Origin of the sequence: Streptomyces liangshanensis (assembly GCF_011694815.1) — a bacterium.
GTDB lineage: Bacteria > Actinomycetota > Actinomycetes > Streptomycetales > Streptomycetaceae > Streptomyces > Streptomyces liangshanensis.
In genome coordinates, this window is the sequence record NZ_CP050177.1 from 2,813,069 (window position 1) to 2,825,990 (window position 12,922).

Sequence of the window (12,922 nt, forward strand, 5' to 3'; positions counted from 1 at the left end):
GTCGACGCGCGGGCAGCCGCGGCCTGTCAGCTCATCCAGCACGGACTGGCACACCCCGAACCCCGAGCCAGCAACCCCAGAGCCCCCACACAACACACCCGCGCGCAACAGCCACACCTACGCAGTTCTGGCCTCAGCCACAGAAAGCGAGCCACAACGACGGTTGCGCCGAACGATCACCCGCCACGTATGCCCCCCTCAGCCCCGCACCCACACCAGCCCAGCTATTCAGTGTCTTCCGCCCCGCCATCGACTCCCCCGCAGGATGCTCAGTCAGCGACGAAGGGCGTATAGCCCGCCGGGACCTCGCTCACCCGAAGGTCGGAGAAGACCAAGGCCAGGTTGTGCGCGTCAGTTTCGATGCGAACCTCGTGGAAGTCGATCCCCACAGCAGCCGACCAACGGCGGGCTGCCTCCGACTCGGGGACTGATCTCGCCCCCGGGTACAGGCAGTGCCACTTCACGCCCCAGACGTATCCGTCCAGGTCGACCCCGGATTCGTGCTCGATGAGCCGGTCGTCCAACGAGTCCCGCCAGGTCTCCGCCGCCAGCGATGTCTCGCAACGGGCCTCGACGCAGAACCGGAAGAGATACCGCAGGTAGGACGGTACGGCGCCGGTACGAGGATCGGCAGTCGCGTGAACGATGACCTCGTAGTCACGCATGTAGTTGGTGTATCCGTGATGCACGACAGCCTGGTCGAAGACGTCGTCCAGCAACTGTTCCAGTACGCCGGTGTCCATAGCGCTCTTCTACCGCACCCGACGCGGTGTCCGACATCGCCATACGCGGCGCTCGGGCATCGGGTTCCGTGGCCGCAACGAACGACCGCCCGCCTCCGAGGGGTGGAGACGAGCGGTGCAAGCCGAAGAGCTACGCCGTGGCGCTAGTTCTTCGCCAACTCCCGGTCCGTAGTCGTCCGCTCAGGCGTCCCCGCCGGGGCCGACTCGCTCAGGCCGAAGCGGGTGTGGACCCTGCGGAGGAAGGGTGGGGCGTACCAGGCCGCGGGGCCCAGGAGGCGCATGGCTGCCGGGACCAGGATGCCTCGTACCGCCACCGCGTCGATCAGGATCGCCAGGCCGCTGCCCAGGCCGAACATCTGCATGAAGCTGAGCTTCGCCGTGCCGAAGGCGAAGAAGCTCACCGCCAGCAGGCACGCCGCCGCCGTCACGATGCGGCCCGTGTGGCCGAGGCCGTGCGTCACCGCGGACCTGTTGTCCTCGCCCTGGTCGTGGAGTTCCTTGATCCGGCTGGTCACGAACACCTCGTAGTCCATCGACAGGCCGAACGCGATGCAGAACATCAGCACGGTCATGGACACCTCCATCGGCTGGGCGGTGAAGCCGAGCACGGAGGAGAGGTGGCCGTCCTGGAAGATCCACGTCATGACGCCGAGGGTGGCGCCCAGGCTGAGCATGTTGAGGACCAGCGCCCGCAACGGCTGCACCACACTGCCGGTGAAGAGGAAGAGGAGGACGAAGGTGGTGACGGCCACCAACGCCACGGCGAGCGGGAGTTGGCCGCCGATCGACGTCTTGGAGTCGACCAGTTCGGCGTCGACTCCGCCCACCAGCGGGTGCGTTCCGGCGGGCGGGGCGACCGCCCGTACCGTCCCCACCAGGCTCTGGGCCTCGGCCGACTTCGGGGCCAGGGAGCTGACCACGCTGAGCTGTTGGGCGTCCGGGCGGCCCAGGTGGGACGCCGCGGGGCCCGCCGTCCCCGAACGCCCCTCGGTGTACGCCCCCCCGCTCGTCTCGACGCGGATGACGCCCTGGAGCGAGGACAGTTCGGTCGCGTACGACGCCAACGGGGCCTGGCCCAGCGGCTCGTCGATGACGATCCGCAGCGCCGCGTCGTCGTTGCCGTTGAACTTCTCCCGCAGCACCGACGACACCTGGCGGCTCTCCGCCGAGTCCGGCAGCACCCGTTCGTCCGGCGTGCCGAAGGTGATGCCGAGCAGCGGGCTCGCGGCCAGCAGCAGGACGGCGAGTACGGGGAGCGCGGTGAGCGCGGGCCGCCGCATGACCGTGCCGGCCAGCCGGCCCCACAGCGGCGCCCGCCCGCCGTCCGGGCGCGGCTTGTTCCCCCACGGCATGCGCCCGCTGTTGACCCGGTGGCCCAGGACGGCGAACAGCGCCGGCATGACGAACAGCGTGCTCAGCGCGGCGATGACCACCACGCCGATCCCCGCGTAGCCGAACGACCGCAGGAAGTACTGCGGGAACACCAGCAGCGCCGCCAGCGCCGCCGCCACGGTCGCGGCGGAGAAGGCGACCGTACGGCCCGCCGTGCTCACCGTCCGCCGCACGGCGTCGTCCACGCTCGCCCCCGTCGCGAGCTGCTCACGGAAGCGGCTGATCATCAACAGGGCGTAGTCGATGCCCAGTCCGAGTCCCAGCGCCGTCGTCAGGTTGACCGCGAAGACGGAGACGTCGGTGACGCTGCCGAGCACGAACAGCTCCGCGAACGTGCCCGCGATGGCGATGAGTCCGATCGCCAGCGGCAGCAGGGCGGCGACCGCGCTGCCGAAGACGAGGAGGAGCAGGACGAGCGTGAGCGGTACGGCGATGGCCTCGGCCAGCAGGAGATCCTCGGCCGACTGCGTACCCATCTCGCTGGTCACGGCCGCGGCGCCGCCCGCCCGGACCGTGAGCGCGTCCTTGTACGGCCCCCGGTACGCGTCGATGACGGCCTTCGCGTTCTCGTCCCGCTCGATGCCGTCGCCCTTCACGTGGGCGAGGACCACGGCTTCGCGGCCGTCCTCGGACAGGAGGTCGGGACTGGACGTGTCCCAGTACGAGATGACGTTGTCGAGGTTCCGCTCCTTCTTGAGGTCCGCCGCCAGGGCCCGGCCGCTCGCCTCCGCGGCGGGGGCGTCGACGCGGCCTTCGGGGGTACGGACCAGCAGGACCAGGTTCGTCTCCCCGCCGAACTTCTTGTCGAGGACCTCCTTGGCGCGGGAGGACCCGGAGGCCGGGTCGTCGTAGCCGCCTCCCAGCAACGTGCCGAACGCGCCCGCGCCCAGGACGCCCATGAGGGCCACAGCCACGACGGCGACGATGAGTACCAGCCGGGAACGGCGAATCGCCAGCTCGGCTATGCGTTCGAACACGCCCGATCTCCTTCGAATTCGATGTATGTACGGTGAAAACGGCGCGCGACAGCCCGAGTTGGCGTGCAGGGGGGCCGGCGTGGAAGAGGGGCGCGGTGTCGCGTTCCTCGTTGTCGCCGTGAACGACGTTAGCCACGGCTCAGCAGATTTGGCAGTGTTAGATTTTCCTCACACCCTGACGCTGCCGGGCGCCGGCGTCGTACGGTCGTCCCATGCCCGCAGAGGAACACCCCCCGGCCTCCCCGCCCGCCGCCCCGCCCTCCCTCCGCGAACGCCGCCGGGCCGCGGCCACGCAGGAGATCCTGGACGCGGCGGAAGGCCACATCACCGAACACGGGCCCGCGGCGCTGTCGTTGAGGGCCGTGGCCCGCGGCCTCGGCATGACCGTCCAGGCGCTCTACCACTACTTCCCGAGCCGGGACGCACTCGTCACCGCGCTCGTCACCAAGGGGTACGACGACCTCGCCGCCGCCGTACAGGCCGCGGTCGACACGGCGCCGCCCCACTCCCCAGTACCGCGCCTGGTGACGGCCGCCGAGGGCTACCGCCGCTGGGCCATCGCCCACCCCGAACGCTTCCAGCTCCTGTACGGCACCCCGCTACGGGACTACGCGGCCCCCGCCGAAGGCCCCACCACCCAGGCCACGCGGCGCATGAGCGCCATCTTCGAACGCGAGATGTTCGACGGCTTCACCGAGGCGCAACTCGCGGCGATCGACACCGCCACGCTCTCGCCGTCCCTGCACACCTACCTCGCCCAGCTCCCGCACTTCGGCGAGGGACCTCTCCCCCCACCCGCGACCGCACTCCTGATGAGCGCCTGGGGCCACCTGCACGGCCTGGTCGTCCTGGAGGTGTTCGGCCACACGTCGTTCCTCGGCGACCACCAGGCCGAGATCTTCCGCATGGCGATGGAGAACCTCCTCACGGACCTCCACCACCGCATCCCGCCGCCCTGAACATCACCACGCCACAAGGGCGTTCACCGAACCCACGGATCCGACCACCGGGCAACCAGTTCACCATCCGCCCCCGGCACCACACCCTGAAGGAACGCGACACCGGCATCGCCTTCCTCGGGCCAGCCGAAGACCCCGAATTCGTCGCCCGGAGGCAACTCGTCCTCGCCCGGCAAGGGAATCCCCTCCCCACACACCACCGTGCGGAGCGCCACGCCGCCCGACCGCACGAAGACCACAACACGCTGATCGTCGTCAGCACTCGTCGATTCCACGGCCCGCGGTAGCGCACTCCGCGCCGCCCAGCGCGTCTCCACGCCGAGGAAGGCGGTGACCAAGGACTGCCGCCTCACCGAGCCGGCCACGGGCAAGAGGCCGCCGTCCTCCACGAGATACCACCGGTGCCCATAGGCCCCGTGCGCCCACCGTTCCAGGACAAGCGTCGGCGCGCCGCCCACCGCGGCCCGTCCCCGCTCTCCAGCAGGGCCGGGCTCGTGCCGTGCCGCAGGTCCTCCCCGGAGCAGCCGCAAGCCCGCCGCCAGGTCGACCACCCGCCCGTCGTGCATCTCCCCGAGCCACGACGGCTCGGGCGCGTTCAGGAAGACGTGCCGCAGGGCGAAGCGATCCACGCCGACAGCCCTGGCCAGCAGCTCGATCGCCGAGATGTACAGATCGAAGCGGTCACCGGTGGATCATCCCCCGGACATGGGAAAGCCCCCGCCGGCCGTCGGATCACGCGGGCCGGGCGGGGGTTTCGGCGGCGTCAGGTGAGGCGGTTGATCAGGGCGTCGTACTCGTCCCACAGGGCCTTCGGGGTGTGGTCGCCGAAGGTGTTGAGGTGGGCGGGGATCAGGGACGCCTCGTCGCGCCAGACCTCCTTGTCGACCGAGAGGAGGAAGTCAAGCTGGGAGGAGGAGAGTTCGAGGCCCTCCGTGTCCAGGGACGCGCGCGTCGGGAGGATGCCGATGGGGGTTTCCACGCCCTCCGCCGTGCCCTCCAGGCGCTCCACGATCCACTTCAGGACCCGGCTGTTCTCCCCGAAGCCCGGCCACACGAAGTGACCGTCGTCGTCCTTGCGGAACCAGTTCACGTAGTAGATCTTCGGCAGCAGCTCCGGGTCCTTGTCCTCGGCCACCTCCAGCCAATGGGCCATGTAGTCACCCATGTTGTAGCCGCAGAACGGCAGCATCGCGAACGGGTCGCGGCGCAGTTCGCCGACCTTGCCCTCGGCCGCCGCCGTCTTCTCGGAGGCCACGTTCGCGCCCAGGAAGACGCCGTGCCGCCAGTCGAAGGACTCCGTCACCAGGGGTACGGCGGAGGCGCGGCGCCCGCCGAACAGGATCGCCGAGATCGGTACGCCCCGGGGGTCCTCCCACTCGGGCGCGATGATCGGGCACTGGCCCGCCGGGACGGTGAAGCGGGCGTTGGGGTGGGCGGCCGGGGTGCCCGACTCCGGCGTCCAGTCGTTGCCCTTCCAGTCCGTGAGGTGCGCGGGCGCCTCCTCGGTCATGCCCTCCCACCAGACGTCACCGTCGTCCGTGAGCGCCACGTTCGTGAAGACCGAGTTGCCCCACAGCGTCTTCATCGCGTTGGCGTTGGTGTGCTCGCCCGTCCCCGGCGCGACGCCGAAGAAGCCGGCCTCCGGGTTGATCGCGTACAGCCTGCCGTCCTCGCCGAACCGCATCCACGCGATGTCGTCGCCGATGGTCTCCACCGTCCAGCCGGGGACGGTCGGCTCCAGCATGGCGAGGTTCGTCTTGCCGCACGCGGACGGGAACGCCGCCGCCACGTACTTCGACTCCCCCCGGGGCGGGGTGAGTTTGAGGATGAGCATGTGCTCCGCGAGCCAACCCTCGTCGCGTGCCATGACGGAGGCGATGCGCAGCGCGTAACACTTCTTGCCCAGCAGGGCGTTGCCGCCGTAGCCGGAGCCGTACGACCAGATCTCGCGGTCCTCGGGGAAGTGCGAGATGTACTTGGTGGTGTTGCACGGCCACGGCACGTCCGCCTCGCCGGGGGCGAGCGGCGCGCCCAGCGTGTGGACGGCCTTGACGAAGTCGCCGTCCTCGCCCAGCTCCTGGAGGACGGCACCGCCCATGCGGGTCATCGTGCGCATGGAGACGGCGACGTACGCGGAGTCCGTGATCTCGACGCCCATGGCGGAGAGCGGCGACCCGATCGGGCCCATGCAGAAGGGGACGACGTACATCGTCCTGCCGCGCATCGCGCCGCGGAAGATGCCCTCCTCGCCGGCGAAGAGGTCGCGCATCTCGGCGGGGGCCTTCCAGTGGTTGGTCGGGCCCGCGTCCTCCTCCTTCTCGGAGCAGATGAACGTACGGTCCTCGACGCGCGCCACGTCGGACGGGTCCGAGGCGGCGTAGTACGAGTTCGGCCGCTTGACGGCGTCGAGTTCGGTGAAGGTGCCCGCCGCGACGAGCTCGCCGCACAGGCGCTCGTACTCGGCCTCGGAACCGTCGCACCAGACCACCCGGTCGGGCTCGGTGAGGGCGGCGATCTCCCGCACCCAGCGGTTCAGCTCGCGGTGGGGGGAGGGGGAGGCGGGGGTGCCGGGGGCTGACGTGCTCGGTGCCGTTGTCGGGAAGGTGGAGGGAGCCGCGATGTCGCGCGCCACGATTGCTCCTAAAGGAGGGATTTGAGTTGTCTGCCCCGTGGGGGCCTCGACCCGGACGCCTTCGTAGCCCGCTCATCCGGTGCCGACCGCACTCATTTGATCATCCGACGATAGCGCCCATCTGTCCATAGGGCCTCACATGTGAGCATGACCACTGCGCCAGGGCCCGCCACCGCCCGCACGACCGTTTTGTACCGAAACGTAACCTACGGTGGCGTAGGTAGCATGACCGTATGACTCCCGCCGCGCCCGACTCCTTCGCGAACCCGCCGCAACCCGAAGGGGGACCGGTCGAGATCCAGCTGCCGAGCCCGGTCAAGCCCAAGCTGCGCGGCTGGCTGCACGCGGGCATGTTCCCGGCCGTCCTGGTCGCGGGAGTGACCCTGATCGTCCTGACCGACTCGGTGCGGGCCCGGGTCGCCTGCGGGGTGTACGTCCTGACGGCCTGTCTCCTCTTCGGCGTCAGCGCCATATACCACCGGGGTACGTGGGGGCCGCGCGGCGAGGCCGTCCTGCGCCGGCTCGACCACGCCAACATCTTCCTGATCATCGCGGGCACCTACACCCCGCTGACCATGCTGCTCCTGCCCGACGCGTCGGGCCGCGTGCTGCTCTGGGCGGTCTGGATCGCCGCGCTGGCCGGCATAGCCTTCCGGGTGTTCTGGGTCGGCGCCCCGCGCTGGCTGTACACCCCCTGCTACATCGCGCTCGGCTGGGCGGCCGTCTTCTTCCTGCCCGACTTCATGCGCGCCGGCGGCATCGCCGTCCTCGTCCTGGTGATCGTCGGCGGAGTCCTCTACAGCGCGGGCGGGGTCATCTACGGCCTCAAGCGCCCCAACCCGTCACCGCGCTGGTTCGGCTTCCACGAGGTGTTCCACTCCCTCACCCTGGCGGCCTTCATCGTGCACTTCATCGGGATCGCGCTGGTGGCGTACGAGTACTCCTGACCGGCACCGCGTACTCCACCATCGCGGTGCCGGACAATGGGGATCATGGCCGCCTCCGCACCTGACCCGCTCCACGACCACCCGCCGCGCCCCGGCCTCCGCGAGCGCAAGAAGCTCAGGACCAGGAGCGCGATCCGCCGGGCCACGTACCGGCTCATCGCCGAGCAGGGGTACGAGGCGACCACCGTCGAGCAGATCGCGGAGGCGGCGGAGGTCTCCCCCTCCACGGTCTCCCGCTACTTCCCGGCCAAGGAGGACATCGTCCTCTCCCACGGGTACGGGACGGTCCTGGCGGCCGCGCTGCGGGCGCGGCCCGCGGGGGAGGCGCCCCTGGACTCGCTGCGGTACGTCACGACCGACGCCCTCCGCACCCTCCTCGCCGAACGGCCCGACGCGCTGGTCCGGCGCGCCCGGCTGATGGTGGAGGTCCCCGCGATCCGCGCCCGGACGGCCGAGAGCCGGGCGGTGACGGGCGGGCTGCTCGCGGACGTCCTCGCCGAGCGGACCGGGCGGGAGCCCGGGGACCTGGAGCTGCGCGTCCTCACGGTGGCGGTGCTGGGCGCGCTGGCCGAGGTGAACCTGTACTGGGGCGAGCGTGACTGCCGGGACGACCTGCTCGGTCTGGTCGACCGGGCGTTCGACACGCTGGAGAGTCGGCTGCGGGTGTGAGGCGTACGTGTCCGGTCCGGGCCAGGTTGGTCCCGGACCGGATCAGGCGTGCGCCCCCACCCACCCCGTCCTCACTCCCCCAGCGCCGCCTTCACCCGCTCCGGGCTCAGCGGCAGGGAGCGGATACGTTTCCCCGTGGCGGCGAACACCGCGTTCGCGAGCGCGCCCGGGATCGTCCCGATGGTGGGCTCGCCGCCGCCGAGCGGCGGCTTGTCCGGGCGGTTGATCAGAATCGTCTCGACCACGGGAATCTCGTCGAAGCGCAACACCTCGTACTGCGGCGTCGGGTTGAAGGAGTTGGACTCCCACACCACCGACGTGACGCGGTCGGCGGTGTAGCGGACCTCCTCCTTCAGCGTCCGGCTCACCCCCTGCATCACGTTGCCCTCGATCTGGTTCCGCAGCCCGTCCGGGTTGACGATCAGCCCGCAGTCATGGGCCACGACCACCCGCCGCACCCGCACCCGCCCCGTCCCGAGGTCCACCTCCACCTCCGCGTAGGCGGCGGCGTACGCGTCATGGACCTCGTACTGCTGGAAGGCCACGCCCGCCCCCACGCCCGCCGTGCCGCGCGGCCGGTCGCGCCACAGGCTCCGCAGCGCGCGGCACACGGCGACGGCCCGCGGGTCGGGCAGGGACGCGATCCTCAGCTCCAGCGGGTCGTGGCCGCCCGCGTGCGCCATCTCGTCGAAGAACGACTCGTTGGCGAAGTTGTTGGAGAAGCCGCCCAGCGAGCGGAGCGACGAGGTGCGCGGCAGGCGGTAGACGAGCGGGCCGGCCGGCACGCCCGCCGGGGTGCCGGTGGTCTCGAACGGCTTCACCAACCGGGCCTCCACCCGCTGGGGGAAGCCGTACGTCACGGGCGCGTTGCGGCCCGAGTTGTTGACCGAGGACTGCGGCAGCGCGGCGGGCAGCCGGCCGGTGAGCGCCCCGGCCAGCAAGGTCCCGGAGTTGCCCTGCTGGGGGCGGCTGCTCGCCGGGACGGCGTAGAAGCGGTGGGACCAGGCCGTGATGCCGTCGGGCCCCAGGGCCCCTCGCATGTCGTGGGCCTGGGCGCCGCCGAGGGGCTCCCAGGCGTGTTCGTTCTGGCGTGTCCACTGGACCTGTACGGGGCGGCGCGCCGCCCGGGACAGCAGGACGGCGTCCGCGGCGGCGTCGTCGGCCCCGTTGTGGCCGTAGCAGCCGGAGGCCTCCTCGAAGAGGATCCGCACCCGCTCCGGCCCGATGCCCAGCAGGTGGGCGAGCGAGCCGCGGAGATTGGTCACGTTCTGCGAACTCGCCCACACCGTCACCTGGATCCCGGTCTCCGGGTCAGGACTCTCCCGTACGTCGGCGACCGCGCTCGACGCGCCCATCGCCCCGTGCATGTGGAACGGCGTGAAGTACTCGGCGGTCAGGACGGTGTCCGCCGCGTCGAAGACCGGGTCCACCCCGCCGTCCTGTTCGAGCACGGTCCGGTAGTGGTTGGCCGGGTCGCGCAGGGCGGTGGCCAGCTCGGCCTGCGGGATGAGCGGGGGTCCCGGCGTCCACGCGACGGTGATCCCGGTCGCGGGGGCCGCCGCGCGGGCCGCCGCCCACTCCGACTCGGCGACGACGCCGACGAAGCGGCCTTCGCGCACCACGGCGACGAACCCGGGGACGGCCTGCGCGCGGGCGAGCTGCCCCACGACGGGGTCGGTCGCGTTACGGCCCGGCGGCCTGACGACGCGTCCGTACAGCATCCCGGGAAGGCGCAGGTCCGAGAGGTAGCGGAAGCGTCCGTCCAGCTTGCCCGGGAGTTCGACCCGGCGGACCGACCTGCCGACCACGCGGTAGTCGCCGGTCGGGACGAGGGGCGCGGTGGCGTCGAGCGGAACGACGTCGACACCGGATTCCAGGAGCCGGCGGTACGACACGCTCCTGACGTCCTGGCCCGTGCTTCCCGCCTCCCGGTCGGCGCTCCCCGCCTCGCGGCCCGAGCGCACCCGGAACGACCCGTTCTCCGCGGTCAACCGGTCGGCGGGCACGTCGAGATGCGCCGCGGCCCGCCGCAGCAACTCCCGGTAGGCGGTGGCCGCCGCCTGCCGCAGTTCGATGCCGCCTTCCTGGAGGCTCTTCGAGCCGGTCGTGCCCTCCTGGCTCACGCTCAGCAGTGTGTCGCCCTGCACGTACGCCACGTCGGCCACGTCGAGCCGCAGTTCCTCGACCACCATCTGGGTCAGGGCCGTACGGATGCCGGTGCCCAGTTCGACCTTTCCGCTGTACACCGTGATCCGGTCGGCCGTCAGCACGAGCCACGATTCGCGCGCCGCCGGTGCGCTTCCCTCGGCGCGGACCCGGACGAGCCCCTTTTCCCCGGGGGCGGCCGCCGCGGCGGATTCCCGCGCGGAGGGCTGGAAGGAGAAGGCGACCACCAGCGCGCCCGTACCCGAGAGAAAGCCGCGCCGGCTCAATGTGCGCACGGTGTCGGTCACCGGACCATCTCCTTCGCGGCGTCGCGGATCGCGGCGACGATCCGCTGATGTGCCCCGCACCGGCAGATGTAGTTCTCGGCGCCCTCTCTCCCGTCCGTCCCGGACAGGAACGCCTTGATCTCGTCGTCGGACGGCACCTTGCGGTCCCCGGCGGCGATACGTTCCTCCAGCCAGGCGAGCACCCCCATGACGATCCCGGCGAGGCAGAATCCGCACTGCCCGGCCTGGAGGGACACCACCGCCCGCTGGAGCGGGTGCGGCCGGTCGCCGGCCAGGCCGTCCAGCGTGCGGACCTCGGCGCCCTCGGGCACCGTGTGCATCTGCCGCGTGCAGGAACGGACCGCGGCCCCGTCGACCAGGACCGTGCACGCCCCGCACTGCGACACACCGCAGGCGTACTTGGGGCCGTACTGGTCGTGCTGCTCGCGCAGCCAGTAGAGGAGTTGTTCCGACGCCTCGGAATCGCCCGATCCCACCGATGCGTAATCGGCCGAGGATTCCGTGCCGTTGAGCCGGACATTGCGTAAGGGCACGTCAATTCCTCCGCTTTCCCTGCTCTTTGCTGCTTCTTTACCCGACTGTCCTCATCCTCATCCGGGCATGACGGGGCTGTCCAGCGGGGTTCCGGCCAATCGATTCAATGGAGTTCGCCGGAATCCGCCGGAAGAAGGAAAGTTCCCCTCGCCGCGCTTTCTTCACACATTCCGTCAGATCTTCAATTGCTGGGGCTTTCCGTGCCGAATGCGCGCACCCGCGCGGTAATCGTCTTGGGCCGCTGGTACTCGTGCAGCGCCAGGGTGCTCAGATCCGTGCCGTGGCCCGAGGCGCCCCGGCCGCCGTGCGGAAGCTCCGCCGTCTGGACGAGGTGGCAGTTGATCCAGGCCTCCCCCGCGTTCAGCCGGGCGGCCAGGCCGAGGCCCGCCGAGAGGTCCCGCGTCCACACGCTCGCGGCCAGCGCCTGCGGCACCCCGTTCGCCAGGTCGACGGCCTCGTCCAGGCTCTCCGCCGCCTGTACGGTCAGCAGCGGGCCGAACACCTCCTCCACCACGGCCGGATCGTCGTCCGGCAGCTCGGAGAGCACCCGCGCCGCCCGCCAGTGGCCGCCTTCCTCCCCCTCCCCCGGGGAGAGTGCGCCGGCCGCCGACACCTTCGCCCCCGAGCGGGCCACGATCCGGTCGTAACGCGCCGCCTGGTCCGCGTTGTTGAGCGGGCCGAAGTCCCGCCCCGCCTCCCGCTCGCGCATCGCCGCGGCCAGCAGGGCGACCACCGACGCGTGGTTCTCGCGCAGGGTGATCACCCTGGCCGGTACGGCGCAGCTCTGCCCCGCGTTGTACGTCGTCGCCTCGGCCAGCGCCCGCCAGGTGTCCTCCGGGGCGTCGGGGAGGACCACCACCGGGCTGTTGCCGCCCAGTTCGAGGCTGACGCGCCGGGTCCCGGCCCGCGCCGCGACCTCCGCCCCGGCGACCGCGCTGCCCGTGAAGGCGATCAGGTCGACGTCCGCCGCCACCAGCAGCCGCCCGGTGTCCCGGTCGCCCGGCAGCGTCTGCACGACGCCGTCGCCGAGCGCCTCGCGCGCGTGCTCGGCGAGGAGCAGCACCGAGTCGGGTGTCGTCTCGGCGGGCTTGACGACCACCGCGTTCCCTGCGGCGACGGCGGGGGCGCAGCGCCAGGCGGCCATCATCAGCGGGTAGTTCCAGGGCACGACCACCGCCGCGACCCCCAGGGGCTCCCAGCGGACCCAGCTCTCATGGCCCGCGACGAGGCCGCCCGCCGCCGGGGACGACTGGGTGCGCGCCGCCCAAGCGTAGAAGCGGAAGAGGTCGGCGGCGTTCCCGACCTCGGCGGCGGCCTCGTGGAACGGCTTGCCCGTACCGGCCCGTTCGGCGGCGGCGTACCGCTCCGCGTGCTCCTCGATGAGGCCCGCGAGCCGGTCGAGGCGCCGCGAACGCTCCCGCGGGGTCAGGGCGCGCCAGCCCGCGTGGGCGAGGCGGCCCGCCGCGACGACGGCGGTGACGCGCGGCTGGCGCGCGGCGGCGGAGCTGCCCCGTACCCGCCCGGTGCGGGGATCGAGCAGCGGGACCGGGTCGGCGAAGTCGGTGTCGGCGAGGCCGGTGTGCGCGTCGCCCGCGCCGTGAGTGGCATCCATCGTG

The 12,922-nt window shown here is 71.5% G+C and carries 10 protein-coding genes; 3 read left to right on the forward strand and 7 right to left on the reverse strand.

The window, feature by feature from the left end; translation table 11 throughout:
• Positions 1-269: 269 nt before the first annotated feature.
• Together HA039_RS11950 and HA039_RS11955 are read right to left on the reverse strand one after the other, a co-directional pair.
• Positions 270-743 (reverse strand): YxiG-like protein, encoded by a 474-nt coding sequence (locus HA039_RS11950; RefSeq protein WP_167027906.1) that lies wholly within the window; start codon positions 741-743, stop codon positions 270-272.
• A gap of 143 nt (positions 744-886) precedes the next feature.
• Positions 887-3,112, reverse strand: a complete 2,226-nt coding sequence (locus HA039_RS11955) for an MMPL family transporter (protein ID WP_167027910.1) — start codon at positions 3,110-3,112, stop codon at positions 887-889.
• A 212-nt stretch (positions 3,113-3,324) separates the two neighbouring features.
• On the opposite strand from HA039_RS11955, the gene HA039_RS11960 reads away from it, so the two are divergent.
• Positions 3,325-4,071, forward strand: a complete 747-nt coding sequence (locus HA039_RS11960; protein ID WP_167027913.1) for a TetR/AcrR family transcriptional regulator — start codon at positions 3,325-3,327, stop codon at positions 4,069-4,071.
• Between the two features lie 23 nt (positions 4,072-4,094).
• Here HA039_RS11960 and HA039_RS11965 read toward each other — a convergent pair whose 3' ends face one another.
• Entirely contained in the window at positions 4,095-4,700 is a 606-nt protein-coding gene (locus tag HA039_RS11965) for a hypothetical protein (protein WP_167027916.1), read from the reverse strand.
• A 134-nt stretch (positions 4,701-4,834) separates the two neighbouring features.
• Complete coding sequence (locus HA039_RS11970; protein WP_208298598.1) at positions 4,835-6,703, reverse strand: phosphoenolpyruvate carboxykinase (GTP); 1,869 nt, start codon at positions 6,701-6,703, stop codon at positions 4,835-4,837.
• A 233-nt stretch (positions 6,704-6,936) separates the two neighbouring features.
• Here HA039_RS11970 and trhA point away from each other — a divergent pair, with 233 nt between their 5' ends.
• Together trhA and HA039_RS11980 are read left to right on the forward strand one after the other, a co-directional pair.
• On the forward strand, positions 6,937-7,650 hold the full coding sequence (gene trhA, locus HA039_RS11975; RefSeq protein WP_167027918.1) for a PAQR family membrane homeostasis protein TrhA: 714 nt from the start codon (positions 6,937-6,939) through the stop codon (positions 7,648-7,650).
• A gap of 45 nt (positions 7,651-7,695) precedes the next feature.
• Positions 7,696-8,319, forward strand: coding sequence for a TetR/AcrR family transcriptional regulator (locus tag HA039_RS11980; protein WP_243869363.1), 624 nt, complete (start codon positions 7,696-7,698; stop codon positions 8,317-8,319).
• 71 nt (positions 8,320-8,390) lie between these two features.
• Here HA039_RS11980 and HA039_RS11985 read toward each other — a convergent pair whose 3' ends face one another.
• The 3 genes from HA039_RS11985 to HA039_RS11995 all read right to left on the reverse strand — a co-directional run bounded on the left by HA039_RS11985 (position 8,391) and on the right by HA039_RS11995 (position 12,918).
• Complete coding sequence (locus HA039_RS11985; protein ID WP_167027926.1) at positions 8,391-10,772, reverse strand: xanthine dehydrogenase family protein molybdopterin-binding subunit; 2,382 nt, start codon at positions 10,770-10,772, stop codon at positions 8,391-8,393.
• The gene (locus tag HA039_RS11990) at positions 10,769-11,305 is read right to left on the reverse strand and encodes a (2Fe-2S)-binding protein (RefSeq protein WP_208298599.1); all 537 of its coding nucleotides are present in this window, start codon (positions 11,303-11,305) and stop codon (positions 10,769-10,771) included. The genes HA039_RS11985 and HA039_RS11990 overlap by 4 nt, the downstream gene beginning before the upstream one ends.
• A 182-nt stretch (positions 11,306-11,487) precedes the next feature.
• Positions 11,488-12,918, reverse strand: a complete 1,431-nt coding sequence (locus HA039_RS11995) for an aldehyde dehydrogenase family protein (RefSeq protein WP_167027929.1) — start codon at positions 12,916-12,918, stop codon at positions 11,488-11,490.
• Positions 12,919-12,922: the final 4 nt, after the last annotated feature.